We start from the raw sequence: 22,955 nt of genomic DNA, 5'->3' as shown, positions 1-22,955 counted from the left end.
TCGGTCAGTCCCGCAGGATCATGCGGTCGCCACGCACGTCGAAGCCCGACAATGAGCTGATGAAGTTCATGCCGAGCAGGCTTTTGTCCAGCATGCCGGGCGCGGCGACCATCACCGACATGTTCTTGCGCACGATGCCGCCGATTGCCACCTCGTCGGTCTTGACCATTGCAGCGCGGGCCATGCCGTTGGCGGTGGAGACGTCCACGCTGTAGCTGAGCGCCGCCGGGTTGAAACCCGCGGCCTGCGCATCTTCAGACGTCAACACCGTGCTGGTCGCGCCGGTATCGACCACTGCGCGCACCGGCGCGCCGTTGACCAGGATCCGGGCTTCGAAATGGCCGTTGTCGGCTTTGTCGAGCGTGACGGTCGGCCGGCCATTCTCCACGCCGAGCGCCAGCGGGCTGCCCGGCACGAGGCCGGCCGTCACGCGGCTCGCGACGTCCTGCAGTTCGTAGCGATATTGGTAGCCGGCGATCAGCACGAGCACGAACGCGGCCCAGATGCCGAGATTGCGCGCCATATCGCCCATCGGCTGGCCGGAGCGGAGCAGGCTTGCCCCGATCACCATCACGAGCACGCCCACCCAGATCAGCCTGCCGAAATCATTGTTTTCCATGCCGAAGGTGCGGCCGGCCGAATTGTTGAGCATGAGCAGCACGACGCCGACGCCGATCACCGCCATGACGATCCAGAACAGCCGGTTCATCGGTTTCTTCTCACAAAGCGCCGCGCTCGCGCGCCATGCGGGTGCGCCGCGTCTCGCGGCGCGGCCGCCGCTCGACCGTTTCGAGCCGTGCAGGCAGTTCCGACATCACGGCCCGGCGCGTTTCGGGTGTCATTGTCAGCCAGCCGGAAATCTCGTCGCGCGTGCGGCCGCAACCGAAGCAGAAGCCGGTTCTCGTATCGATCGAACAGACCAGGATGCAGGGGGATTCGATGGCGGTCATGCTGTTCTCTTGCCTTTATTCCACATGGTGCAACCGCTTGAGCAATGCAAGCCCTCCGCAATGCGCCGCAAGGCGACGCATTCGCAGTATCCTCAGGCGGTTGTGCCGGCTGGCGAACGCGGCTATGCCGCTTGCGATTTCCGCAACGAACCGCGACCGACATCAATGACCGCAACGCCTTTCGACGATTTCCGAAGCCTGCTGGCGGCGTTGCCGCCTACCGATGACGCGGCGGCGGCCCGCGTCCGCGCGCTGTTTGCCAAGGCGGACAAACCGAAAGAATTGCTCGGTCGCATCGAGGACATCGCGGCCTGGCTTGCGTCCTGGAGCGGGCGCGCACCGCCGGCGATCGACCGGCCGCTGGTGGCGATATTCGCCGGCAACCACGGCGCTGTCAGGCACGGCATTTCGCCGCGGCGGGTTGCGGCGACTGCCGATGAAGTCGAGCGCTGCGCAGCCGGCGGTTCCGCGATCAACCAGATCTGTATTGCCAACGATCTCGGCCTGAAGGTCTTCGACCTTGCCTTGGATATCCCCACAGGCGACATCACCGAGGAAGCCGCCTTCGACGAGCGCGGTTGCGCCGCGACCATGGCTTTCGGGATGGAGGCGGTCGCAGGCGGCGCCGATCTCTTGTGCCTGGGTGATCTCGGGGTTGGCAATTCGACGATCGCGGCTGCCCTTTGCGCCGCGCTGTTCGGTGGCAAGGGAGCGGATTGGGTCGGGCCTGGATCGGGCGCGGACGCGGCGACGATAGCGCGCAAGGCCGAGGTCGTGGACCGGGCGCTGGCATTTCACCGATCCGGTCTCGTCGATCCGCTCGAGGTCCTGCGACGGGTCGGCGGCCGTGAGTTCGCCGCGATTTGCGGCGCCATCCTTGCGGCACGCATGCAGAAGATCCCCGTCCTGCTCGACGGTTTCGCGGCAACCGCGGCCGCCGCTGTCCTTCACGCGGCCAATCCAGGCGCGCTTGATCATTGTCTGCTTGCCGGCCTGTCGCCCGAGCCTGGTCACGCAAAGGCTGCCCAGCGGCTCGGACTGCGGCCGTTGCTCGATTTAGACATCAGTCACGGGGAAGGCGTAGGGGCCGCGCTGGCCGCCGGCATCGTCAGGGCCGCGGCGCTGACCAGCTCGGGCATGGCGATGGCCGTGCGGCTCTAGATCAAGGAGCAGAGGAAGATGTCGGCCGAGAACCGCTTCACGTTTTTCGGCATCACGCTCTCGAGCCGGTGGAGAGCGTCTTAACGGCGCGCGCGCGCGGCGACCGTCTTGGTCGGCAGGGCCGGCAGTTCCTCCATCACCCGGCTCAGCGGGAAGATGGCGATCGCCTCGGTGCCTTCGCGCAGCTTCGAGTGAAGCTCGAACTCGCCGCCATGCATGGCGAGCAGGCCCTGCACAATCGGCAGGCCGAGGCCGGTTCCCTGTTCGGCACTCTTGATGGCGATCGAGCCCTGGCCGAAGGCGGAAAGCACCACCGGAATTTCCTCTTCCGGTATGCCCGGACCGTTGTCCTTGACCGAAATGTATTGGCCGCCGCCCGCCGTCCAGCCGACACGCACACGCACTTCACCGCCGGAGGGGGTGAACTTGATCGAGTTGGACAGGAGGTTGAGCGTGATCTGCCTGACGGCGCGCTCGTCGGCGAACAGGCGCGGCAGGGTCGCTTCGAAATCCTGGATGATGCGGATATCCTTGTTGCGGGCGCGCAATTCCATCATGTGACAGCAGTCCTCGACGATCGTGACCAGCATCACGGGCTCCTCGTTGAGCTGGTAGCGGCCGGCCTCGATGCGCGAAAGGTCGAGGATCTCGTTGATCAGGTCGAGCAGGTGCTGTCCGGACTCATGCACGTCGTGGGCATAGTCGCGGTAGGTCGGATTGTTCATCGGGCCTAGCACTTCATTGGCCATCACTTCGGAGAAGCCAAGAATGGCGTTGAGCGGCGTTCTCAGCTCATGGCTCATGGAGGCGAGAAAGCGCGACTTCGCCAGATTGGCGTCCTCGGCTCGCCGCCTTGCCTCGTCCGACATCGATTTCGCCGTCTCCACCTCGGCGATCAACGCGTCCTTCTCCGAGCGGAAGGAGAGCACCATCAACGAGGCTTGATTGAGATTGCGCGCGACATATCCGAAGAAGGGAAGTGCGGCGATAAGCAAGGCTGCCATCGTGGCTTCGATCGGCGCCCACAAGCGCAGGATCGTGTAGGCGTAAACGGCAACGGGAATGGCAAAGGTCGCGAGCAGCGCCCCGCCAAGCGAGGAGGCCATCACGGCGGTCGTCGCCATGGCGACGAGCAGCACCATGGCCTTGGCCACATGAAACTGGTCGACCTGGCACGTGTCGCAGCCGATCCAGGCAAACCACGCCCAGCCAAGGCCGCACAGGAAATGGCCGATCAGGAAGTCGTTACGCGTCCGCGCCGGGTCGAGTTCGGCAGCCTCGGTTCGCTCAACGCGACGCGACATGAAAGCGACGATCGCGTAGCAAAGCAGCATCGAGAAAGCCCAGATGATGATCTGGTTGCCTAAGCCCGCAAGCCGGCCGACGGCCGCTACCGCAAGCACGAGCAGCGGGACCGCGACCGCGCTGACCACCATGGCGCGCGCATGCAGTTTCAGGAGTTCACGGTCGAAGTCCAGGCTGCCTGCCTGCTGCGAGAGGCGGTCGCGCGTCTTGCGAACCGCGCGCGCCACATCGCTGTTGCGGTGCGGTTTACGGCGATCCACAATGAATTTATCCGCTGTGTTCGAGCGTTGCAAAGGCATACAGACTTCAATTTCTGCGCGCAGCGACTGTCAGTTCGTTAAGCTACGTTCGAATGATTAAGAGACTGTTTGCCATATGAACCGTTTCGGGCCGCGAGGACCGCGCCGCCGCTACGCGGCGAGCCCGCCGCGAAGCCTTGCGCGCAAGCTGCCGGATTACGCGCTGGCTATTGTCCTGCTTGGGCTGCTGATCCTGGTCGCGGCGCGGCTCGACCGTTTCGAGACCCGCAAGGAGCGAGGTACCGCGATCGTCAACGACGGCGATTCGATCACGCTCGGGAGTGAACGCATCCGCATGCGCGGCATCGACGCTCCCGAATATCAACAGACTTGCCAGAACGGCGGAGCCGACTACCCCTGTGGCAAGCTGGCGCGACAGTCGCTGGTGCGCCTGATCGCTGGCCGGCCTGTTTCATGCAGCGGCTGGCAACGCGATCGCTACGGCCGGCTGCTCGGCGAGTGCAAGGCAGGCGACACCGATCTCAACCGGGCCCAGGTGCAGGCCGGATGGGCGGTTGCCTTCGGCGATTTCGAGACCGAGGAAGCCGTGGCGAGGGCGGCCAAGGCCGGCATCTGGGCGGGCACTTTCGTGGAACCACAGCAATGGCGCGACAGCCATCGCGACGCGCCGGTCGAGCGAACGCATGGCACCTTGGCCGCGTTCGGCGATGCGGTGCGCGAATTTTTTCGCTTCTGGTGACCGGCAGCGCCGCGCGCCCTATGATCGGGCCAGAAGGACGGGAAACCGGAGGATGGAATGAAGCTGTTCGATGGCGGACGGGCGCCCAACCCACGGCGCGTGCGCGTTTTTCTCGCGGAGAAGGGGCTGACGGTCCCGCTGGTGCCGGTCGACATGGGCGCGCTGGAGCATCGCGGCGCGCAGGTGGCTGAGCGCAATCCGCTGCGGCGGCTGCCGGTTCTCGAACTGGATGATGGCACCATCATTACCGAATCGATCGCTATTTGCCGCTATTTCGAGGAGTTGCACCCCGACCCCGCGCTGTTCGGCACGGGCGCGCTTGGCAAGGCCATGGTCGAGATGTGGCAGCGGCGCATGGAACTGAACCTGATGAGCAGCGTCGCCGCTGCGTTCCGGCACATCCATCCGGCGATGAAGGAATGGGAAGTGCCGCAAATCCCGGAATGGGGCGAGGCCAACAAGCCGAAGGCGATCGAATTCCTCCATCTCCTCGACCGCGAATTGGCGGAGCGGGAATTCGCCGCCGGCGACGCCTATTCGGTCGCCGACATTACCGGGATGATCGCCATCGATTTCATGAAGCCGGCCCGCATCAAGATACCGGAGGAATGCACGAACGTGCTGCGCTGGTATGCGGCGCTCACCAGGCGGCCGAGCGCAACGGCCTGAGCGACGGCAATTGGATAATCCGCCTGATATGAGAGAAGCGCTGGAGCGCCTCACCGCGAAGGTGCGAGCCTGCCGCATCTGCGTGGACCGGCCACTCGGCCGGCCCCTGCCGCATGAACCAAGGCCGGTGCTGCGGCCGTCCTCCAACGCGCGGATCCTGCTTGCCGGCCAGGCGCCGGGCACAAAAGTGCATTTGTCGGGCATGCCGTTCACCGACGCTTCGGGAGACCGACTGAGAAATTGGCTCGGCGTTAGCAACGATGAGTTCTACGACACCGAAAAATTCGCCATCGTTCCAATGGGCTTTTGTTTTCCCGGCCAGGATGCCAAGGGTGGCGACCTGCCGCCACGTCGCGAATGCGCACCGGCCTGGCGCGCACAACTGATGGCGCTGATGCCGCGGATCGACCTGGTTCTGACCATTGGCGGCTACGCGCAGGCTTGGCACATGGGTACGACACGCTTGCCTTCGCTCACCGAGACCGTCGGGAACTGGCGCGCCATATGGGATGGACCGGCGACGCCGAAAGTGCTGCCGCTGCCGCATCCTTCCTGGCGGAATACCGGCTGGCTGAAGAAGAATCCCTGGTTTGAAATGGATTTGCTGCCCTTCCTGCGGTCGGAAATCCGCTATCGTATCGAATAGTTAGCCTGCAAGAAATCACTCGCTTTTCGTGTCATTGGCAGAATTTCTTTCTTGTGGAAGGGCGAAATAAAAGGGATTATAGGGAAACTATTCCCCTGGAGCTTCCCATGGATCGCCTCGACAGAAAAATTCTCCGCCTCCTGCAGGAGGACGCGACGCTCGCGGTCGCCGACGTGGCCAAGAAAGTGGGCCTGTCGACCACGCCGTGCTGGCGGCGTATCCAGAAGCTCGAGGAAGAGGGTGTCATCAAGCGGCGCGTTGCGATCCTCGACCACGAGAAGGTCAATGTGCGCGTCACCGTCTTCGTGTCGATCCGCACCAATTCGCACAGCCATGAATGGCTGCGGCGGTTCTCCGAGGTCATCCAGGAGTTCCCGGAGGTCGTCGAGTTCTACCGCATGAGCGGCGACGTCGATTACCTGTTGCGCGTGGTGGTTCCGGACATCGCGGCTTACGACGCTTTCTACAAGCGGCTGATCGCCAAGATCGAGATCCGCGACGTCTCGTCATCCTTCGCCATGGAGCAGATCAAATACACGACCGAGATCCCGCTCGACTACATGGTGCTGGACAAGGAGTCCGGCGCGAACGCGGCGTGATCCCGATACCGGATCGCAGGCCTTAGTTCTTCTTTTTGTTGAGGAAACTCCATGGCGAGTTGACTGGCAGCGTGACCGCGTCCGGCACGCTGTCGACACTCGCCACCTCGGCCTTGCGCACCGTGTAGCCGGACTGGACGATCGAGACGCCGTCGAGGATGAAAAGCTGGCTTTTCTCCATGCCGGGCTGCAGCACGCCGGTGACGGCCACCGGCTCGTAGGCTTCTTTCATCTTGTAGGGATGCGCCGGCGTCACCAGCACGATCTGGTTCGGCGGCGGCGTCGGCATATGGCTGCAGGCGCCGGTCCAAGGCACCAGCAGGAACTGATAGACCAGGTCGCCATCGCGATCGACCGGCAAGGCATAGCCGGCTAATTGTATCGTCTTGTACTGCAGATCAACCGACAGGGTCTCGCCGTGGTCGGGCAGTTTCGCCGCGATCATCGGCAGGTTCGCATCCTCGGCAATCGCCTGTGTCGGGGGACGCAGGTCCTTCCAGAAGATATGCGAGACATCGGTCGCGGCGTTGGCCCAAGTTGTCGCGAAGAGGAGCGCGGCTACCGGCATCGCGCGTGATCTGAAACCCTTGTTCATGTTCGTTCCATCCTCCCCCAGTCCATTTGCGGAATCGAGTAAAAGCGTCGTGACCGCTCGAACGGCCCAGCCGCGTCACATGCCGGCGCGCCTTCGGTGCCGGTCTCTTGGAAGCCACCGCATCGAGCGCAGAGGCTGCGCTGACAGCCGTCGAGGAATCTTGGTCAAGTTTTCCTGGCGGCGAGGCGTTCGAGTTGCTTGGCATCGGTCAGTTCCTTGACAGCGTTCCTACCGATCCAGCGTGCCGTCTTGTCCGGCGATGCCGTCAATTTTTCCGCCAGGGCAAGGGCAGGGGCGTGCAGGCTCATGGAGCGTTTGCCGATCTGCCGCAGCGCCCAATTCACCGCTTTCTTCACGAAATTGCGCGGGTCGATCGCGTGCCTCTCGATCAGCGGCAGATAGGCGATGAAGGTCGCGTCGGGCTCCTTCTTGAGATGCACTGTGCTCCAGGCCAACATGGCAAAGGCAGTGCGGCGGACGAATTCGCGTTCGTCTTCGGCGAACTCGTCGATCAGTTGGCGCCAGAACGGCGTCTCGGCAAACAGGTTGGCGACCGTGTCGACGATCTCCCAGCTGTCGAGATCCGCGGCCCAGCGCCGGCATTGATCGATGTCGACTTTCTTCGGATCGCCGGTGAAGGCCGCCATCAGCCGCGCCTCGCGAATACCGCTGTCCCACAGCAGAAGCGAACGATCGTGGTTTCTTTTCAGTTTGCGCGCCAGCGGCCGCAATTCGGAATTGCCGATGCCCAGCGCGTTCGCGGTGTTGATGCCGAAGCGCGCCATACCCGTCATGTTCGCCGCCGAGCCGATGGAACGCAGATGCGCGACGATGTCGTCAGCGCTCCAGCCCGGGTCGGGCGAGGCCATGGTGGCGCCTAGCGCTCCAGGCGCGCAAGAAGCGAGGAGGTATCCCAGCGCTTGCCACCGATGTCCTGCACATCCTTGTAGAACTGGTCGACAAGAGCCGTAACCGGCAGCCTGGCGCCGTTGCGGTTGGCTTCGGCCAGGCAGATGCCGAGATCCTTGCGCATCCAGTCGACGGCGAAGCCGAAATCATATTTGCCGGCATTCATCGTTTTGTGGCGGTTCTCCATCTGCCAGGAGCCGGCGGCGCCCTTGGAGATCACCTCGACGACCTTTTCGATGTCCAGGCCGGCCTTCTTGCCGAAATGGATGCCTTCCGCCAGTCCCTGGACAAGGCCTGCGATGCAGATCTGGTTGATCATTTTCGTCAGCTGCCCGGCGCCGGCCGAGCCCATCAGGCCGACCATGCGGGCATAGGCGTCGATGACGGGTCTCGCCTTGTCGAAGGCAGCCTGATCGCCGCCGACCATGACGGTCAGCACGCCGTTCTCGGCGCCGGCCTGGCCGCCGGACACCGGCGCGTCGAGGAAGGAGAAGCCCGCCTTGCGCGCGGCTTCGTCGAGCTCGCGCGCGACCTCGGCCGAGGCGGTGGTGTTGTCGATGAAGACGGCCCCCTTCTTCATGGTGGCGAAGGCGCCGTTGGCGCCGGTCGTGACCGAGCGCAGATCGTCGTCGTTGCCGACACAGGAGAAGACGAAGTCCTTGCCTTCGGCCGCTTCGGCCGGCGTCAGCGCCAGTTTGCCGCCGTGCTGGGCCACCCACTGCTCCGCCTTTGCCTTGGTGCGGTTGTAGACGGTAACGTCGTGGCCGCCCTTTTTCATCAGGTGCCCGGCCATTGGATAGCCCATGACGCCAAGACCGAGAAATGCAACCGATGCCATGAGCCTGCCTTCCAACAAAACGGAGATTTCAATCGCGCAAGGTCTAGGCCCTGCGAAAAATTCGTCAAGACACGCGGCGCCGCATCGACTGGTGCAGGCGGTCGGGGCGCGGCAAATTATCGATGCAGGTGGATGGTGATGCGGCGCTCAATCCACTCGACGCCGTGGCGCAGGATCTCGACCATCACCAGATAGACCATCGCTACCCAGATATAGGCCTGGATGTCGAAGGATTTCGCGTAGGCGAGCTTGGCGTTGCCCATCAGGTCGTAGACCGTGATGATGGCGACGATCGCCGAGGCCTTGATCATCAGGATCAGTTCGTTGCCGTAGGGTCTGAGCGCGACGATGATCGCCTGCGGCAAGATCACTTTGCGCAGCGTCTGCAACTTGTGCAGGCCAAGCGAAGCGGCGCCTTCCCATTGGCCGCGCGGCACGCTTTCGATGGCGCCTCGCAGGATTTCGGCCTGATAGGCTGCAGTGTTGAGCGAGAATGCAAAGACGCCGCAGTAAAAGGCCTCGCGGAAGAACCACCACAGTCCAACCGTTTCCAGCTCCGGCCGGAAGGAGCCGACGCCGTAATAGACCAGGTAGGTCTGCACGAGCAGCGGCGTGCCGCGGAAGAAATAGACGTAGCAGTATGCGAGCCCGGACAGGATCCGGTTCTTCGACATGCGGCCATATGCGACCGGCAGTGACATGATGGCGCCGAGGACCATGGAGATCGCGACCAGCGACAGGGTGGTCCCGAGGCCCTGCAGATAGGCCGGGGCGTATCTGGCGAAGAACTCGGCGTTCCAGGCGTAGACCAGATAGGCAACGATGCCGGCGCCGAACAGAACCCAGATGCCGACCAGCGCGTAGCCGAGGATGCGGGCTCGCTGCCAACCGCGGGCCTGGGGCGGCGGCTTGTCGACGACAATAGCCTGGCTGACGCTCATCGCGCTTCCCTCCGCCCTAGGTGGCGCAGGATGTAGCTCGTGGCGATCGACGACAGGACCGCCAGCGCCAGGAAGATCAGAGCCGCAACACTGTAGAAGAGGAAGGAATGCTTGGTGACGCGCGCGGCGACACCGGACTGGCGCAAAGTCTCGGCGAGATTGACCACGGAGACCAACGACGTGTCCTTGAGCAGGCTGAGCCAGCAATTCTCGAGGCCAGGAAATGCAATGCGTATCAGCTGGGGCAGGATCACCAGCCGCATCGTCTGCCATTTCGACAGACCAATGGCGTAGCCGCCTTCATACTGGCCTTTCGGAATGGCACGAAACGCGGAGAGGAAGACCTCGCTGGCGTAGGAGGAAAAGATCAGCGCCAGCACGATCATGCCGGCGACGAAGCTGTTGACGTCGATCGTCGCGTCCGGGTTGAACAACCTGACGAGGTATTGCAGGAGAAGCGGCATGCCGAAGAAGAACAGGAACAGCGTCACCAGTTCCGGCAGGCCGCGAAAGACCGTGGTGTAGATGTTTGCGGCCAGACGCAGCGAAGGTTCTTCATGCTGCTTGGCGAAGGCGACGAAAAAGCCGATCACAAGGCCGATCGGCAGCGTGGCAAGCGCCAGCAGGATCGTGACCACGACGCCAGACGCAATATCGTCACTCCAGCCATCCGGTCCCCAACTGAGAAGTGTCCAAATGCTTTGGGCCGGCATTGACGGGTCGTGTCTCCGTGGCGATCCCGGAAGAAGAAAAGGGCGGCGAGGAGTGCCTCACCGCCCTTGGCGCAACGATCAGGATTCCGCGCCGTATACGTCGAACTTGAAGTACTTGTCGTTGATTTCCTTGTACTTTCCGTTCTTGCGGATTGCATCGATGGCGGCATTCAACTTATTGACCAGATCGGTCTCGCCCTTGCGCACGGCAATTCCGGCGCCCGGCCCGAAAATCTCGACCGGCTGCGGCGAAGGCTGGCCCAGGATCTTGCAGCAGGCGCCGTCCGGGGTATCCAGCCACTGCTGCAACACGACGATGTCGTCCTCGATCGCGTCGAGACGGCCATTGGCCAGGTCGGCCTGTTCCTCGGGGCTGCTCGGGTAGCCTTTTATGGTGCTGTCCGTGTAGGTCTTGGAGGCATAATTATAGTGCGTCGTCGTGGTGGCGACACCGATGTTCTTGCCGGCGAGGTCTTCCTTGGTCACGCCCTTGAGCGGCGAATCCTTCGGCACGGCGATCGCCGAGGGGGTGTTGTAGTATTTGTGGGTGAAGTCGACCTTCTGCTGGCGCTCTGGCGTGATCGACATCGAGGCGACGATGGCGTCGAACTTGCCGGCCTGGAGCGCCGGAATGATGCCGTCCCAGTCCTGCGCCACGAAGGTGCACTTCACTTTCATCTCGTCGCAGAGAGCCTTGGCGATATCGATGTCGAAGCCGACCAGTTGGCCGTCCGAGGTCAGGTTGTTGAAGGGCGGGTATGCGCCTTCGGTGCCGATCCTCAAGGTCTTTTCCTGAGCCTGGGCGACGCCAAGTGTCAGCAGCGCGGCCGAAGCGGCAAGCGCGATACGCAGTGCAATACGCATGATAATCCTCTCATATTGTCATGGCCGCTGTCCCGTGCGGCTCTTGTGGGCGGAGCTTCCTTACCGCCCGCTGAAGCGGATACTCCCACTCTTTCCAAGAAAAAAGCAACTGCAAATCAACGGCAAACGACAAGGGGGATGTGCCGCTGCGTTACTTGGCTCGAGGCACGAGACCTGTGCTGCGCTCGACGAAGTCGGCAATCGATTTGGCGTCGTCGAGGTGGAAGACAGGCAACTCTTCGCCTTCGACTGTAAAGTCGGCGGCGACCGCGACAATGTTGGGATCGGTGGTCGAAAGTGGCGTCCGGTCCTTCGCCTCGAGCCGCCGTGCCTCGATCTTCCTGTGCGCCTCGCGCTTGTAGCCCTCGACCAGCACGATGTCCGAGGGAGACAGGCGCGCCAATATGTCGTCGAGCGCCGGCTCGTTCTCGTCGCGCAATTCATGCATCAGCGCCCAGCGTCGGCCGGAGACGATAGCAACCTCGGTGGCGCCCGCCTGACGGTGGCGAAAGCTGTCGGCGCCCGGCTTGTCGATGTCGAAGTCGTGGTGGGCGTGCTTCACCGTCGAAACCGTCCAGCCGCGCGCCACCAGTTCGGTGACCAGCTTTTCCGTCAGGGTCGTCTTGCCGGAGTTCTTCCAGCCGGTGATGCCGAACACGCGTCTCATGGCCCGAGGCTTTGCAACACACGCTCGGCCGCCGCAAGGTCGTCCGGCGTGTTGATGTTGAAGAATGGATCGATTCTCTGCCCGCCGGTCTCGATCATGGGAAATTCGACATGGACATAACCTTGCCGCTCCATGAAGGCGGAAACCCGTCGGTTATCCTCCTCGACCAGGAAATGACGCAAGGCGTCGCTCAGCGCGAGCGGCCAGAGCGCGAAGGTTGGATGCCACCTGCCGTTCGAACTGGCAACGGCGATCGCGCCGGGCCGGTCGTGTGCCGCGGTCACCAGGCGCTCTACGAGATTGTCGGGAAAGAACGGCGTGTCGCCGGCAACGCTGGTCAGCCACCGGCAGCCTGTTTGCCTTGCCGTCCAGTCAAGGCCGGCGAGAATCCCGGCCAACGGTCCCGCATAACCAGGCACCGTATCTTCGAGCACCGGCAGGCCCGTTGCCGCAAATCGCGCTGGATCGCCGTTCGCGCTGAGTCCGAGGGTCGCGACTTGTGGCTTCAGTCGCCGGGAGACATGATCGATCAGGCTGATTTTGCCCAAGGAAAGCAGCGGCTTGTCGCCGCCGCCCATCCGGCGTGACTGGCCTCCCGCCAGGATGACTCCCGCAACATGTCGGTCCATCGCGCCTATATGCCGTCCGGCGCCATGCCGGGTCCAGCGCTTTCCGCCGCGGGCCCCCTGCGACCCAAGACGCGCTCACGGTAGAGCGCGTAGAGGCCCGAGCCGATGATGATGGCGGCGCCGACGATCATGGGCAGGTCGGGGACGTCGCCGAAAATGACCAGGCCGAGCAGGATCGACCAGAGCAGCGCGGTGTAGCGGAAGGGCGCGATGAAGGAGATGTCGCCCGAGCGCATGGCCATGATGATGAACTGATAGCCGATGAGCACCAGCACCGCCGCCAGCGCCAGCAGCCCGATCGCCCGGCCGCTCATCGGCGTCCAGCCGCCCATCGGCGACAAAAGCAGCGCGCCCAGGACCGTCATGGCGAGCGCCGTCGCCGTCGACACCAGCATGGTCGGTATCGCTTGCGGGATACGCCTGGTGGAGAGGTCGCGTACGGCGCAGCATACAACGCTCGCCAATGCCACCAGCGAATAGACGCTGAACCCTTCGAAACCCGGGCGCACGATGATAAGCACGCCGGCGAAGCCGACGCCGATGGCAAGCCAGCGTCGCCAACCAACGTCTTCGCCGAACACCAAGGCCGCGCCCATGGTTACCGCCAGCGGCAGCGCCTGCATGACGGCCGAGACATTGCCGATCGGCAGATGCGCAAGTGCGATCAGGAACGACACCGTGGCACCGGCTTCGCCGGCGACGCGCATGGCCACCATCGGCTGCAGCATGGCTGCCGGATTGGCAAGCGCGCCGCGCCGCCAGGCAAGCAGGCCGACGAAGAGAGACGCGAAGGCGCCGCGCACCAGCATGACTTGCGCCATGTTCATCGATTCGGACGAAAATTTGGTGATCGCATCGTTCAAGGTGAAGCCGACCATGGCCACGATCATGAACAGCGCGCCGCGCAGGTTTGGCGAGAGGGGCAAAGGCGTTTCCGAATTCTATCTGGGATCGAACCTTTAGCAGGTCGCCGGAAACAGCAACGCCAAAAGCAATGGGCCACGAGTTTCCGCGTGCCCCATGAGATCGAGTTGCCGAGGCTGCGAAAACTTACTTCGGCGTCAGCACCTCGGTGCCGTTGCCGTTCTGGCCGGCAATGGTCCACAGCCCATGCAGGGAACCGTCCTTCTCGACCTTGTAGACGACGAGACCGATCTCCTTGCCCATGGCATAGCCGGCGGAAAACGCATTGTCGTTGCGCATGCAGATACCGTCCGAGGTCGAGCCGCCGGTCTCCCAGTGGATCGTGCAGGTCGTGTCGCTGGTTAGCGTGATGGTAGCCTCGCCGCTATATTTCGAACCGTCGAAATTGGTGCCGGCGACGGTGTAGGTGCCCCCGATCGACTGGGCGGCGGCCGGCATGGAAGCAATCCCAAGCATTGCAAGTGAAAGCGTGAGTGTGCGCATAAGCGTTCCCCCTGGAGCGAAAATCGCGCCCGGAGGCTAGGCCGGAAAAAGCCGGCGGTAAATCGGACGGAAGGCGGCGCGGATGGCTTATTTCGAGTTTGATCCGGACGCCTCGTGGAGGCTGGGCGCGATGGCGCCAACCAGCGGGTCGTATTTTGCCTTGAGCGCTGCCGGATACTCGATGAAGACGCTGTGGATCACGTCCTTTTTGCCGAACACGCTTCGCCGATAAAAGATCTTGTCACCCTTCGTGCCCGACAGCACCGCCCAGTTCTCACCTGACTTGCTATAGGTGACCTTTTCGCCGGGCTCGGGGTTCGACTTTTCGTTATCGATGAGGCTCTTGGGCGTGTCGTCCAGCGCGTTGTAGCTGCCATAACAGGCCACACTGGCTCCGTCGACGCTGTGCCACTCCAGCCCGTCGCCATTTTCCGGCTCGGGCATGCGCTCGGTGAAGATCTGGTCCGGGAAAGTGCACACCGTGCCGAAGCGCGCATTGACATAGGTGAACGGCTTGGCCGTTGCCGGCGCAATCACGGCCAACAGCGCAAACAAAGAAATCATCACGTAGGACAGTTGAAAGAGGCGTTGCATGATACCCCACGGCCGCTAGCCGAAGGCGATCATGCACCAATCGATGGAAAAAATCAGCCGCCGGTGACGCTCATATGCCGCGACACCGAAGGGCGGCTGGTGCGGCGGTCGATGATAAAATCGTGACCCTTCGGCTTGCGGCCGATGGCCTCGTCGATTGCCGCGTCGAGCAACTCGTTGCCCTCGGAAGCGCGCAGCGGCGCCCTAAGATCGGCGGCATCCTCCTGGCCTAGGCACATATAGAGCGTACCGGTGCAGGTCAGCCGCACGCGGTTGCAGCTCTCGCAGAAATTATGCGTCATGGGCGTGATGAAGCCGAGCCGGCCGCCTGTTTCTGTGACATGGGCATAGCGGGCAGGGCCGCCGGTCTTGTAGGGGATGTCGGAGAGCGTGAACTGACGCTCCAACGAGGCGCGGAGCAGCGACAGCGGCAGATATTGGTCGGTGCGGTCGGCCTCTATCTCGCCCATCGGCATCGTCTCGATGAGAGTGAGGTCCATGCCACGGCCGTGCGCCCAGCGCATCAGTTCAGGAATCTCGGCATCGTTGAAGTCGCGCAGCGCAACCGCATTGAGCTTGACCTTCAGCCCGGCCTTTTGCGCGGCATCGATGCCTTCCAAGACCTTGCCGAGATTGCCCCAGCGCGTGATCTGATGGAATTTCTCGGCATCGAGCGTGTCGAGCGAAACGTTGATGCGCCTGACGCCGCAATCGGCGAGTTCGGCGGCGAAGCGCGCAAGCTGCGAGCCGTTGGTGGTCAGCGTCAGCTCTTCCAGCATACCGCTCGCCAGATGCCGCGACAGCTGGCGCACAAGATGCATGATGTTCTTGCGCACAAGCGGCTCGCCGCCGGTCAGTCTGAGTTTCTTCACGCCCTTTTCGATGAAGACAGTGCAGAGCCGATCAAGCTCCTCGAGCGACAGCAGATCCTTCTTCGGCAGGAAGGTCATGTCCTCTGCCATGCAATAGGTGCAGCGGAAATCGCAGCGGTCGGTGACCGATACGCGCAGATAGCTGATGGCGCGACCGAAAGGGTCGATCATGTCCATTTGCAAGCGTTTCCTGTGCCTGTCCGGCTTCGTTATATTCAGCTATGTGATACGATCCAGTGCCGCGTTCAAGATAGACGGTCTTGATCTTTGGTAACATTCCCCGACCGACATCGCGTGTCGGCTGTCTTTCAGCGGTCTTTTCGGATCGCGCGAAGTCGCGTAGGGAAGGGCGCAACCCGGACAGGAAAGTGATGACCGCGCCAAAGGAACTGAGGGTCTCCAAGGACCGCAAGCTCTTGACCGTGACGTTTCCGGGCCATCAGCCGTTCGAGTTGCCGGCCGAATTCCTGCGTGTGGCCTCGCCTTCGGCGGAGGTGCAGGGCCATTCGCCGGAGCAGCGCGTGACGGTTCCAGGCAAGCGCAATGTCGCTATCCTCAAGATCGACCCGGTCGGAAACTACGCGGTGCGCATTACCTTCGACGATTTCCATGACACCGGCATCTTCACCTGGAACTACCTGCACTCGCTCGGCCATGAAAAGGACGAGCGCTGGAATGCCTATCTCGCCGAGCTGACCCAGAAGGGACTGAGCCGGGATCGTTAGCCGGCGCGTGGCAATCCAGTTTCAGCGGCCGGCTGTCGTCACGGCGTCATGGACATGGAGTAGCGCCGGCAAAATGCCAGGAGGCGAAAAAGATGTCGCTTATCACATCCGTCGAACAGCTCGAGGCGCTTTACGGGTTGCCGGGCGAAGCCTCGGTCGTCAAGGAACTCGACCATGTGAGTCCCGAATATGCCGCCTTCATCGAAGCCTCGCCCTTCGTAGCGCTGGCGACCAGCGGGCCGGAGGGGCTCGACTGCTCGCCGCGCGGCGATCTTGCCGGCTTCGTGCGCATCGTCGATGACAAGACGCTGATGATGCCGGACAGGCGAGGCAACAACCGCGCCGATTCGCTGAAGAACATCATCCGCGATCCGCGCGTCGGGCTGCTGTTCCTGGTGCCGGGCTCTGGTACCACGCTGCGCGTCAACGGCCGCGCACGTATCACGACCGATGTCGCACTTTGCGCGTCCTTCACGGTCGAGGACAAGCCGGCCCGCTCTGTCACGGTCATCGATGTCGACACGGTCTATTTCCAGTGCGCCCGCGCCATCGTGCGCTCCGAGCTCTGGAACCCGGCCAGGCATGTCGATCCGAGGTCGCTTCCGACGCCCGGCCAGATCCTCGAGGTCACCAGCCGCAAGAACATCGACGGCGAGACCTATGACAAGGAATGGCCGGAGCGAGCCCGGAAAACCATGTGGTGACTGAAGGCCTGGCTCAGGCTTCCTTCAGCACGTCGGCGATCTTGCGCATCTGATCGCCGATCAGGTCGCATTGTTCCGGCGTCGACTGGCTCATCGCCTTCTCGATAAGCGCCATGTGAACCTTGAGCGCCTTCATAAGCAGCGCTTCGCCTGCCTCGGTGAGGTTCAGCCGCAGCACGCGCTTGTCCTTCTCGTCGCCCTCGCGGCGCAGCAGTCCGCGCGCCTCAAGCTGCGGCAACAGCATCGTGATGTTGGAGCGGCCAACCAGCAGCTTGCGGGCAAGGTCGTGCTGCGACATGCCGGGATGGCGGTAGAGGTTCATCAGCACGTCAAGCTGCGCCGGTTTGAGATCCAGCGGGGCGAGCTTCACCGCCAGTGTGCGCTCCAGCACATGGCAGGCGCGCGCCACCGCGACCCAGTTGCGGAAGCGCGGGTTGTCCCAAGGCAGCTCTTGCTTAATGTTCATGCTTGAACTATTATGTTCATGTTTGAACGAATGGATGGACTGCCAATATGGCATCATTTGGAATGAAGGTCATCCGGGGCATTTTTGGCGCCGCCGAGCATGTCGCGCCGCGTCTCGGCGGCCGCGCCGCATTCGAATTGTTTTGCCGCACACCCAACGTCAAATCCTTGAGCGTCGGCGAACGCCGCGCCGTAGAACGCGCCTCGGCCTTCATGGCCGAGGCCCGGCACCATCGGCTGAAGACGAAGACGGACTGCGTCGCGGCGCATGAATTCCGCCCGGAGGAGCAGGGCGGGGAGTCGCGCGGGACGGTGCTCGTCATCCATGGCTGGCGTTCGCGCACCGAATATATGCACGCTTTGATCGAAGGCTTTCGTGGCGCCGGCTATAAGGTCGTCTCGCTGGACCTGCCGGGGCACGGCCATTCGCTCGGACGCCGTCTCAACATGGTGAATGCGGTGGACGCGGCGCGAGTCGCGGGCGAATGGTTCGGTCCGTTTGCCGCCGTCATCGGCCACTCCTTCGGCGGGGCGGTTGCTGCCAACGCCGTCGCGGCGTCGGTCAAGGGCATGCCGCCGCTTGCGGCGCAAAAGCTGGTTCTGATTGCCGCGCCGAGCTCGCTGCCGGCAATCTTCGACGATTTCAGTCGCATGATGAATGTCGGGCCGCGCTCTCGCGTTGCCATGGCGGACAGGGTGAAACAGCTTTCGGGTCGGCCGCTCAGCGAATTCAGCGGCGACCGCCAGCTTGCCGAGGCGCCAGTGCCAACGCTGATCATCCATGCACCGGACGATCGCGAAGTCCATGCCGACCACGCCAGGCGTTATGCGGCCGCTGGCAAGCATGTCCATCTGCATTGGGCCGAGGGGCTCGGCCACCGTCGTATCCTGGCCGACAGGGATGTAGTCAAACGCGCCGTGGGTTTCGTGACCGGGCAGTCGGAGGCGGTCCTGCATTGAACGGCGATCAATCCGCTCTCTTTTTCTGTCCAGGCTCGACCGGCAGGCCGGCCGCCTTCCAGGCGGTGTAGCCGCCGAGGATGTGCTTGACCGGCGCCAGGCCCATGTCCTGCGCCGTCTTGGTGGCCAAAGCCGAGCGCCAGCCGCCGGCGCAGAAGAAAACGAAGGTCTTCCCGCTAGCGAAGAACGGCTTGTGATACGGGCTTTCGGGATCGATCCAGAATTCCAGCATGCCGCGCGTCACATGCTTGGCACCAGGGATCTTGCCGTCGCGCTCGATCTCGCGCGGATCTCGCAGATCAACGAAGACCGTGTCGTCGTCCTCCAGCAGTCCAGCCGCCTCCTCGGGCGACACGACCTCGATCTCGGCATTCGCCTCGTCGAGAAGCTGGCGATAACCTTTCTTCACGGCAAATCCTCCCGGCCATGGCTCTGCGGCCGCCGGAATTTCGATCACAAAGCCTTCCGTTTGTCACGGGGTCAGGCGTTGGCGCCGGCCATCGTCGTCCACGCCGCCATGGCGCCGGAGACGGTCGCCATCAGGGCGGCGTGGGTTGCGCCGTCACGCGCCTGGATGGACATGCCATGCTGTACGGTTGCAAAGAAAGTAGCCGCGGCCTGGCAATCGAAGCCGGCAGGCAACTCGCCTTCAGCCACGGCCCGCTCCAGACGTGTTTGGAGCGCCGTCTGATTTTCGGCGCGGCGGCGGCGCAGATCCTGGCAGATCGGCCCTTGCGTAGAATCCCGATGCAACGCTCCGAGCGCTATAAGGCAACCCTGCGGCCGGTCGGCTTGCGAATAGGCCCTGGCGGTCTCGGTCAAAAATCCCGCGATTGCCAGCTTGGCGGTCGGGGCTTCTTCGAGCGTCGACCAGATGCCGGTGCCTTCGCTGCGCGTGTAGAGGTCGGTAGCTTCGAGGAAGAGCGCCTCCTTGCTGCCGAAGGCGGCGTAGAGGCTGGGCGAATTAATGCCCATCGCCGCAGTCAGGTCGCTGAGCGAGGCGCCCTCAAAGCCCTTGGCCCAGAAAACCTCCATTGCCCGACGCAAGGCGACGGTTCGATCAAAGCTGCGCGGGCGGCCTCTCTCGGACATGACATCCTTATTTTTTTCTGTGTTGATCGGTACATAATTCACTTGACGGCCCCGTGCAAGCTTGGCACGGATTTATGTATCGATTGTTACATAAAGGAGAACCTATGTCTTCCAGCCAACTGCGCGGCAAGACCGCATTCGTCACCGGCGGCAGCCGCGGCATCGGCGCCGCTATTGCCAAAAGGCTCGCACGTGACGGCGCAATCGTCGCGTTGACCTATGTGAATGGCGAGGCGCAGGCGCGCGCGGTCGTCGATGAAATCGAGGCGTCCGGCGGGCGGGCTATCGCGATAAAGGCCGATGGGCGCGATGCCCGGGCGATCGAAAGCGCCGTCGAAGAGGCTATGGATGCGTTCGGGCGGCTCGACATCCTTGTCAACAGTGCCGGCATCTGGCGCGCCGCGCCGATCGAATCCTTGTCGCTCGCTGATTTTGACGAGAGCATGGAGGTCAATCTGCGGGCGCCTTTTGTCGCCTCCAAGGCCGCGGCCCGGCATATGGGGGAGGGCGGCAGGATCATCTCGATCGGCAGCAATCTGGCCGAGCGCGTGACGGATCCGGGCCTCAGCGCCTATTCGACCAGCAAGGCAGCGCTGATCGGACTGACGAAGGCTTTGGCGCGGGACCTCGGTCCGCGCGGCATTACCGCGAACATTGTTCATCCGGGCTCAACCGACACCGACATGAATCCCGCAAATGGGCCACATGCGGAGCATCAGCGCCGCAAGATGGCGACGCCGCGCTTCGGCGAGGCCGAGGAGATTGCCGGAATGGTGGCCTGGCTGGCGGGCCCCGAAGGACGCTTCGTCACGGGGGCATCGTTGACCATAGATGGCGGAGCCAACGCCTGATTGTTTTCGACACCTTTGTGACCGCGTGGGACCCGGACCAATCGCTGTTTCGGGTCTCACGATGATGTGAAACTGTTCTGCAACACGGCTTCGGAAATTTATGGAAGCTTAACGAAATCGGTATGAATCAGTATAGTCACGTCATACATCCGCCAAGCGGAGGGCGGGACCGTCCAGCGGCGCGGAACGGGAACCGGATACAACCGGTGCGGGTGAAGCATGAAAATCCTCGGAAACAAGAAAGCCGTCATGCCGATTGCGATCGCGGCGACGCTTGCCTTCGGACATAATCCCGCCAGCGCGCAAGGACTGTTCGACATGCTGTTCGGCGGCGGCATCCGGCGCGATTCGCCGGGAGAATTTCCGCCGCCACCGAAGCCGCGCAAGATACGGCCGGCCGGTGAAGATGGTGGCGGCGTCAGGATCAGCAGCCCGACCTACAACACCTATAGAGCGGACAAGCTCGTGCGGGTCGATTTCAAATCGCTGCTGCCGGGCCCGCAGCCTGCAGCCGCGCAAGACGCCGCCTTCGTTCCCTCGGTTACGAGCAACAGCTTCCGCGATGCCGTGGCCGGCTTGAGCGATTACGAGCTGTTCGCCGAGCCCGACATCGCCAAGGCGCTGGTCGCATACTATTCGGCCAATCCGGATTTCATCTGGGTGAGCGACAATGCTCCCAACGGCAGGGCACAGGAAGCGGTGCGGGTGTTGGGCGAGGCTGCGAGCTACGGCCTGACGCCGGCTGACTATTCCGTCGACGTACCGACTGCTTCGACATCCGCCACCCCCGAAGAGCGGAACAGGGAACTGGTGCGCTTCGAGATGGCGCTTTCGGCGCGCGTGCTGCGCTACGCCCATGATGCCCAGAGCGGTCGCGTCGACCCCAACCGGATGACCGGCTACTACGATTTCCCGGCCAAGCCGCTCGATCTCCAAGGCGTGCTGAAGACGCTGGCGCACACCCAGGAGGTCCACACCTATCTGGAATCACGACATCCGCAGAATGCCGAGTACCAGGCCCTGCGCGTCGAACTGGAAGCGCTCGAGGCCAGCGAGGAAAACGAGATCGTCGTCGACCCCAAGCTGTTGCTCAAGCCCGGTGAGAGCAGTCCGGAACTGCCTAAATTGCTGACGCTGATTGCCCGCAACCTCGACGACGAGATGGGCGGCGAATACGGCGAGGTGCTCGCCAGGCTGGGCAAGAGCGAGCTTTACGATCCCGAACTGGTGCCTGTCATCAAGGCCGTGCAGCAGCGCGAGGGCATGAAGGGCGACGGCGTCATCGGTCCGCGCACGGTGGCCTCGCTGGCGGGAGCGTCGAAGGCCGACAGGATCGAGAAGGTCAAGGTGGCGCTCGAGGAACTGCGCTGGCTGCCGTCGGATCTCGGCAGCCCGCGCGTCTTCATCAACCAGCCGGCCTTCACCGCCAGCTATATCGACAATGGCGAAGAGAAGCTGAAGACCCGCGCGGTCATCGGCCGGGTTACCAACCAGACCGCCTTCTTCTACGACCAGATCAAGCAGGTCGACTTCCATCCCTATTGGGGCGTACCGCAGTCGATCATCGTCAATGAGATGCTGCCGCGGCTGCGCAGCGACCCTGGCTACCTCGATCGTGCCGGCTACGAGGTGACGGATTCGCGCGGCAAGCGCATTCCGTCCTCGGCGGTCGATTGGGGGGCGTATGGCGCCAACATTCCCTTCAGCGTGCGCCAGCAGCCGAGCGAGGCGAATGCCTTGGGCGAATTGAAGATCCTTTTCCCCAACAAGCATGCCATCTACATGCACGACACGCCGCAGAAGTCGTTCTTCGCCCGGGACATGCGCGCGCTCAGCCATGGCTGCGTCCGGCTGCAGGATCCGCGCGGAATGGCCGCCGCCGTGCTCGGCATCTCGGTCGACGACGTCGCCGAGAAGCTGAAGCACGGGCATTCGACGGAGAATGTCACACGGGTCATTCCAGTCTATGTAGCCTATTTCACTGCCTGGCCCGACATGTCCGGCAAGGTCGAGTATTTCGACGACGTTTATGGCCGCGATTCCAAGTTGATGCAGGCGCTGGACGCCACCGAAGCGGTGCGTACGCCGTCAAGCTGAACGGCCCAGATTCTCAGCAATCCGGACAGAAGGCTCGGCGAACGCGCCGAGCTTAATGGCTTCATGTTCTTCCTGGAATTGCCTTGATCCTTGGCAGTGGGTTCGTCAGGCGCCGCCGCACAGATGCTGGGAGTCGGGCAGGGCCCATGAACCTTTGGCCGCCAGATCGACCGCGTAATAGACCCTGCCGCGCAGATCGTCTTTCGGGCAGTCGCGCGGGATCGAGATCAGGCACATCACGATCGTGTCACCCACCTTTGAACTCGCCAACCCTGGTTCGCGGTCATAGGAGACCGCGGTGCCGCCATTGGTGAACGTAGCAGCGCTGCCGGCCTCCGGGCTGGCGGTTTCCAGCGGGTCGTCACCCAGCCTCGTGGTCAGTGTCTTGATATGGGTGAAGCCGCATTTCCCGATCGACGCGGGAAGGGGCTGATCGGTCGGTTTCGGCGTCGCGACGGCAAAGTCGAGCGCCTTCTTGCCGATAAGCGCGATGTTGTATTCCTCTACCCACGACGGCGCGCTTCCATAAGTCTGTAAGGCATTGTTCTGCGCGCTGACGATGCAAGCCGGATCCGTTCCGCAGGCGTTCCTGTCGGCTACCAGCGCCCTCGCGATCGTTCGCTTGTCGCCGCCGAAGGCGGGCTCGAAGCTGGCATAGGCCTTGGTGACGAGCGCGTCGATGGCGGACATTTTTGGGTCGGAG

The 22,955-nt window shown here is 63.0% G+C and carries 29 protein-coding genes; 10 read left to right on the top strand and 19 right to left on the bottom strand.

Annotation, left to right across the window (positions count from 1 at the left end; all coding sequences use genetic code 11):
• Positions 1-4: 4 nt before the first annotated feature.
• Both ACR64R_RS08850 and ACR64R_RS08845 read right to left on the bottom strand, forming a co-directional pair.
• Entirely contained in the window at positions 5-709 is a 705-nt protein-coding gene (locus tag ACR64R_RS08850) for a TIGR02281 family clan AA aspartic protease (protein WP_487361268.1), read from the bottom strand.
• A gap of 10 nt (positions 710-719) precedes the next feature.
• Positions 720-950, bottom strand: a complete 231-nt coding sequence (locus ACR64R_RS08845) for a DUF1289 domain-containing protein (RefSeq protein ID WP_487361267.1) — start codon at positions 948-950, stop codon at positions 720-722.
• 165 nt (positions 951-1,115) lie between these two features.
• Between ACR64R_RS08845 and ACR64R_RS08840 the strand changes: the two genes are divergently transcribed.
• Positions 1,116-2,111, top strand: a complete 996-nt coding sequence (locus tag ACR64R_RS08840; protein ID WP_487361266.1) for a nicotinate-nucleotide--dimethylbenzimidazole phosphoribosyltransferase — start codon at positions 1,116-1,118, stop codon at positions 2,109-2,111.
• An 80-nt stretch (positions 2,112-2,191) separates the two neighbouring features.
• Here ACR64R_RS08840 and ACR64R_RS08835 read toward each other — a convergent pair whose 3' ends face one another.
• On the bottom strand, positions 2,192-3,715 hold the full coding sequence (locus tag ACR64R_RS08835; protein WP_487361265.1) for a sensor histidine kinase: 1,524 nt from the start codon (positions 3,713-3,715) through the stop codon (positions 2,192-2,194).
• 76 nt (positions 3,716-3,791) lie between these two features.
• On the opposite strand from ACR64R_RS08835, the gene ACR64R_RS08830 reads away from it, so the two are divergent.
• From ACR64R_RS08830 to ACR64R_RS08815, 4 genes are all read left to right on the top strand, one after another.
• Positions 3,792-4,415, top strand: a complete 624-nt coding sequence (locus ACR64R_RS08830; protein WP_487361264.1) for a thermonuclease family protein — start codon at positions 3,792-3,794, stop codon at positions 4,413-4,415.
• Between the two features lie 57 nt (positions 4,416-4,472).
• Positions 4,473-5,084, top strand: a complete 612-nt coding sequence (locus tag ACR64R_RS08825; RefSeq protein WP_487361263.1) for a glutathione S-transferase — start codon at positions 4,473-4,475, stop codon at positions 5,082-5,084.
• A gap of 28 nt (positions 5,085-5,112) precedes the next feature.
• Entirely contained in the window at positions 5,113-5,730 is a 618-nt protein-coding gene (locus ACR64R_RS08820) for a uracil-DNA glycosylase family protein (protein ID WP_487361262.1), read from the top strand.
• 107 nt (positions 5,731-5,837) lie between these two features.
• Positions 5,838-6,329: an Lrp/AsnC family transcriptional regulator gene (locus ACR64R_RS08815; protein WP_006205209.1), complete on the top strand. Its 492-nt coding sequence runs from the start codon at positions 5,838-5,840 to the stop codon at positions 6,327-6,329.
• 22 nt (positions 6,330-6,351) lie between these two features.
• Here the strand turns inward: ACR64R_RS08815 and ACR64R_RS08810 are convergent, their stop codons facing one another.
• The 12 genes from ACR64R_RS08810 to moaA all read right to left on the bottom strand — a co-directional run bounded on the left by ACR64R_RS08810 (position 6,352) and on the right by moaA (position 15,535).
• On the bottom strand, positions 6,352-6,924 hold the full coding sequence (locus ACR64R_RS08810; RefSeq protein WP_487361261.1) for a DUF3299 domain-containing protein: 573 nt from the start codon (positions 6,922-6,924) through the stop codon (positions 6,352-6,354).
• Between the two features lie 164 nt (positions 6,925-7,088).
• A complete protein-coding gene (locus ACR64R_RS08805) occupies positions 7,089-7,793 on the bottom strand; it encodes a DNA alkylation repair protein (protein ID WP_487361260.1) in 705 nt (234 codons plus the stop codon).
• An 8-nt stretch (positions 7,794-7,801) separates the two neighbouring features.
• Positions 7,802-8,671: an NAD(P)-dependent oxidoreductase gene (locus tag ACR64R_RS08800; protein ID WP_487361259.1), complete on the bottom strand. Its 870-nt coding sequence runs from the start codon at positions 8,669-8,671 to the stop codon at positions 7,802-7,804.
• Between the two features lie 116 nt (positions 8,672-8,787).
• Positions 8,788-9,612, bottom strand: a complete 825-nt coding sequence (locus tag ACR64R_RS08795) for an ABC transporter permease (RefSeq protein WP_487361258.1) — start codon at positions 9,610-9,612, stop codon at positions 8,788-8,790.
• Positions 9,609-10,325, bottom strand: coding sequence for an ABC transporter permease (locus tag ACR64R_RS08790; RefSeq protein ID WP_487361257.1), 717 nt, complete (start codon positions 10,323-10,325; stop codon positions 9,609-9,611). The genes ACR64R_RS08795 and ACR64R_RS08790 overlap by 4 nt, the downstream gene beginning before the upstream one ends.
• Before the next feature lie 78 nt (positions 10,326-10,403).
• A complete protein-coding gene (locus ACR64R_RS08785) occupies positions 10,404-11,189 on the bottom strand; it encodes an ABC transporter substrate-binding protein (RefSeq protein WP_487361256.1) in 786 nt (261 codons plus the stop codon).
• 151 nt (positions 11,190-11,340) lie between these two features.
• A complete protein-coding gene (gene mobB / locus ACR64R_RS08780; RefSeq protein ID WP_487361255.1) occupies positions 11,341-11,856 on the bottom strand; it encodes a molybdopterin-guanine dinucleotide biosynthesis protein B in 516 nt (171 codons plus the stop codon).
• Positions 11,853-12,485, bottom strand: a complete 633-nt coding sequence (gene mobA, locus ACR64R_RS08775) for a molybdenum cofactor guanylyltransferase MobA (RefSeq protein ID WP_487361254.1) — start codon at positions 12,483-12,485, stop codon at positions 11,853-11,855. Before mobA ends, mobB begins: the two co-directional genes overlap by 4 nt.
• A gap of 5 nt (positions 12,486-12,490) precedes the next feature.
• On the bottom strand, positions 12,491-13,411 hold the full coding sequence (locus tag ACR64R_RS08770; RefSeq protein ID WP_487361253.1) for a DMT family transporter: 921 nt from the start codon (positions 13,409-13,411) through the stop codon (positions 12,491-12,493).
• A gap of 124 nt (positions 13,412-13,535) precedes the next feature.
• Positions 13,536-13,892, bottom strand: coding sequence for a hypothetical protein (locus tag ACR64R_RS08765; RefSeq protein WP_487361252.1), 357 nt, complete (start codon positions 13,890-13,892; stop codon positions 13,536-13,538).
• A gap of 87 nt (positions 13,893-13,979) precedes the next feature.
• Entirely contained in the window at positions 13,980-14,486 is a 507-nt protein-coding gene (locus ACR64R_RS08760) for a hypothetical protein (protein ID WP_487361251.1), read from the bottom strand.
• A gap of 53 nt (positions 14,487-14,539) precedes the next feature.
• Positions 14,540-15,535, bottom strand: a complete 996-nt coding sequence (moaA, locus tag ACR64R_RS08755; RefSeq protein WP_487361250.1) for a GTP 3',8-cyclase MoaA — start codon at positions 15,533-15,535, stop codon at positions 14,540-14,542.
• A gap of 194 nt (positions 15,536-15,729) precedes the next feature.
• Here moaA and ACR64R_RS08750 point away from each other — a divergent pair, with 194 nt between their 5' ends.
• Both ACR64R_RS08750 and ACR64R_RS08745 read left to right on the top strand, forming a co-directional pair.
• Positions 15,730-16,083 carry a gamma-butyrobetaine hydroxylase family protein gene (locus ACR64R_RS08750; protein ID WP_487361249.1) on the top strand — a complete coding sequence of 118 codons (354 nt, stop codon included), beginning with the start codon at positions 15,730-15,732 and terminating at the stop codon, positions 16,081-16,083.
• A gap of 92 nt (positions 16,084-16,175) precedes the next feature.
• Positions 16,176-16,787 (top strand): pyridoxamine 5'-phosphate oxidase family protein, encoded by a 612-nt coding sequence (locus ACR64R_RS08745; RefSeq protein ID WP_487361248.1) that lies wholly within the window; start codon positions 16,176-16,178, stop codon positions 16,785-16,787.
• A gap of 13 nt (positions 16,788-16,800) precedes the next feature.
• Here the strand turns inward: ACR64R_RS08745 and ACR64R_RS08740 are convergent, their stop codons facing one another.
• Positions 16,801-17,253: a MarR family winged helix-turn-helix transcriptional regulator gene (locus ACR64R_RS08740; RefSeq protein ID WP_487361247.1), complete on the bottom strand. Its 453-nt coding sequence runs from the start codon at positions 17,251-17,253 to the stop codon at positions 16,801-16,803.
• Positions 17,254-17,300: 47 nt separating this feature from the next.
• Here ACR64R_RS08740 and ACR64R_RS08735 point away from each other — a divergent pair, with 47 nt between their 5' ends.
• Positions 17,301-18,212, top strand: coding sequence for an alpha/beta hydrolase (locus ACR64R_RS08735; protein ID WP_487361246.1), 912 nt, complete (start codon positions 17,301-17,303; stop codon positions 18,210-18,212).
• 7 nt (positions 18,213-18,219) lie between these two features.
• Here ACR64R_RS08735 and ACR64R_RS08730 read toward each other — a convergent pair whose 3' ends face one another.
• Together ACR64R_RS08730 and ACR64R_RS08725 are read right to left on the bottom strand one after the other, a co-directional pair.
• Positions 18,220-18,621 carry a rhodanese-like domain-containing protein gene (locus ACR64R_RS08730; protein ID WP_487361245.1) on the bottom strand — a complete coding sequence of 134 codons (402 nt, stop codon included), beginning with the start codon at positions 18,619-18,621 and terminating at the stop codon, positions 18,220-18,222.
• 71 nt (positions 18,622-18,692) lie between these two features.
• A complete protein-coding gene (locus tag ACR64R_RS08725; RefSeq protein WP_487361244.1) occupies positions 18,693-19,304 on the bottom strand; it encodes a TetR/AcrR family transcriptional regulator in 612 nt (203 codons plus the stop codon).
• 104 nt (positions 19,305-19,408) lie between these two features.
• Here ACR64R_RS08725 and ACR64R_RS08720 point away from each other — a divergent pair, with 104 nt between their 5' ends.
• Positions 19,409-20,155 (top strand): 3-oxoacyl-ACP reductase family protein, encoded by a 747-nt coding sequence (locus ACR64R_RS08720; RefSeq protein WP_487362402.1) that lies wholly within the window; start codon positions 19,409-19,411, stop codon positions 20,153-20,155.
• Between the two features lie 219 nt (positions 20,156-20,374).
• Positions 20,375-22,252: a L,D-transpeptidase family protein gene (locus ACR64R_RS08715; RefSeq protein ID WP_487361243.1), complete on the top strand. Its 1,878-nt coding sequence runs from the start codon at positions 20,375-20,377 to the stop codon at positions 22,250-22,252.
• A 105-nt stretch (positions 22,253-22,357) separates the two neighbouring features.
• On the opposite strand, the gene ACR64R_RS08710 is transcribed toward ACR64R_RS08715, so the two are convergent.
• Complete coding sequence (locus tag ACR64R_RS08710; RefSeq protein ID WP_487361242.1) at positions 22,358-22,942, bottom strand: hypothetical protein; 585 nt, start codon at positions 22,940-22,942, stop codon at positions 22,358-22,360.
• Between the last annotated feature and the right edge of the window lie 13 nt (positions 22,943-22,955).

This window comes from Mesorhizobium sp. MC2-1-1 (genome assembly GCF_057597255.1).
Note: the sequence above shows the minus strand (reverse complement) of the source record. Positions and strands in the feature narration are given on the sequence as shown.

Excerpts from the sequence above, each read along its gene's own strand:
- ACR64R_RS08760 (WP_487361251.1), bottom strand. The coding sequence starts at position 14,486 with ATGCAACGCCTCTTTCAACTGTCCTACGTGATGATTTCTTTGTTTGCG.
- ACR64R_RS08820 (WP_487361262.1), top strand. The coding sequence starts at position 5,113 with ATGAGAGAAGCGCTGGAGCGCCTCACCGCGAAGGTGCGAGCCTGCCGC.
- ACR64R_RS08795 (WP_487361258.1), bottom strand. The coding sequence starts at position 9,612 with ATGAGCGTCAGCCAGGCTATTGTCGTCGACAAGCCGCCGCCCCAGGCC.
- ACR64R_RS08750 (WP_487361249.1), top strand. The coding sequence starts at position 15,730 with ATGACCGCGCCAAAGGAACTGAGGGTCTCCAAGGACCGCAAGCTCTTG.
- ACR64R_RS08845 (WP_487361267.1), bottom strand. The coding sequence starts at position 950 with ATGACCGCCATCGAATCCCCCTGCATCCTGGTCTGTTCGATCGATACG.
- ACR64R_RS08745 (WP_487361248.1), top strand. The coding sequence starts at position 16,176 with ATGTCGCTTATCACATCCGTCGAACAGCTCGAGGCGCTTTACGGGTTG.
- ACR64R_RS08785 (WP_487361256.1), bottom strand. The coding sequence starts at position 11,189 with ATGCGTATTGCACTGCGTATCGCGCTTGCCGCTTCGGCCGCGCTGCTG.
- mobA (WP_487361254.1), bottom strand. The coding sequence starts at position 12,485 with ATGGACCGACATGTTGCGGGAGTCATCCTGGCGGGAGGCCAGTCACGC.
- ACR64R_RS08825 (WP_487361263.1), top strand. The coding sequence starts at position 4,473 with ATGAAGCTGTTCGATGGCGGACGGGCGCCCAACCCACGGCGCGTGCGC.
- ACR64R_RS08720 (WP_487362402.1), top strand. The coding sequence starts at position 19,409 with ATGTCTTCCAGCCAACTGCGCGGCAAGACCGCATTCGTCACCGGCGGC.
- ACR64R_RS08715 (WP_487361243.1), top strand. The coding sequence starts at position 20,375 with ATGAAAATCCTCGGAAACAAGAAAGCCGTCATGCCGATTGCGATCGCG.
- ACR64R_RS08740 (WP_487361247.1), bottom strand. The coding sequence starts at position 17,253 with ATGAACATTAAGCAAGAGCTGCCTTGGGACAACCCGCGCTTCCGCAAC.
- mobB (WP_487361255.1), bottom strand. The coding sequence starts at position 11,856 with ATGAGACGCGTGTTCGGCATCACCGGCTGGAAGAACTCCGGCAAGACG.
- ACR64R_RS08835 (WP_487361265.1), bottom strand. The coding sequence starts at position 3,715 with ATGCCTTTGCAACGCTCGAACACAGCGGATAAATTCATTGTGGATCGC.
- ACR64R_RS08840 (WP_487361266.1), top strand. The coding sequence starts at position 1,116 with ATGACCGCAACGCCTTTCGACGATTTCCGAAGCCTGCTGGCGGCGTTG.
- ACR64R_RS08805 (WP_487361260.1), bottom strand. The coding sequence starts at position 7,793 with ATGGCCTCGCCCGACCCGGGCTGGAGCGCTGACGACATCGTCGCGCAT.
- ACR64R_RS08735 (WP_487361246.1), top strand. The coding sequence starts at position 17,301 with ATGGCATCATTTGGAATGAAGGTCATCCGGGGCATTTTTGGCGCCGCC.
- ACR64R_RS08725 (WP_487361244.1), bottom strand. The coding sequence starts at position 19,304 with ATGTCCGAGAGAGGCCGCCCGCGCAGCTTTGATCGAACCGTCGCCTTG.
- ACR64R_RS08830 (WP_487361264.1), top strand. The coding sequence starts at position 3,792 with ATGAACCGTTTCGGGCCGCGAGGACCGCGCCGCCGCTACGCGGCGAGC.
- ACR64R_RS08815 (WP_006205209.1), top strand. The coding sequence starts at position 5,838 with ATGGATCGCCTCGACAGAAAAATTCTCCGCCTCCTGCAGGAGGACGCG.
- ACR64R_RS08710 (WP_487361242.1), bottom strand. The coding sequence starts at position 22,942 with ATGTCCGCCATCGACGCGCTCGTCACCAAGGCCTATGCCAGCTTCGAG.
- ACR64R_RS08765 (WP_487361252.1), bottom strand. The coding sequence starts at position 13,892 with ATGCGCACACTCACGCTTTCACTTGCAATGCTTGGGATTGCTTCCATG.
- ACR64R_RS08850 (WP_487361268.1), bottom strand. The coding sequence starts at position 709 with ATGAACCGGCTGTTCTGGATCGTCATGGCGGTGATCGGCGTCGGCGTC.
- ACR64R_RS08810 (WP_487361261.1), bottom strand. The coding sequence starts at position 6,924 with ATGAACAAGGGTTTCAGATCACGCGCGATGCCGGTAGCCGCGCTCCTC.
- ACR64R_RS08790 (WP_487361257.1), bottom strand. The coding sequence starts at position 10,325 with ATGCCGGCCCAAAGCATTTGGACACTTCTCAGTTGGGGACCGGATGGC.
- moaA (WP_487361250.1), bottom strand. The coding sequence starts at position 15,535 with ATGGACATGATCGACCCTTTCGGTCGCGCCATCAGCTATCTGCGCGTA.
- ACR64R_RS08800 (WP_487361259.1), bottom strand. The coding sequence starts at position 8,671 with ATGGCATCGGTTGCATTTCTCGGTCTTGGCGTCATGGGCTATCCAATG.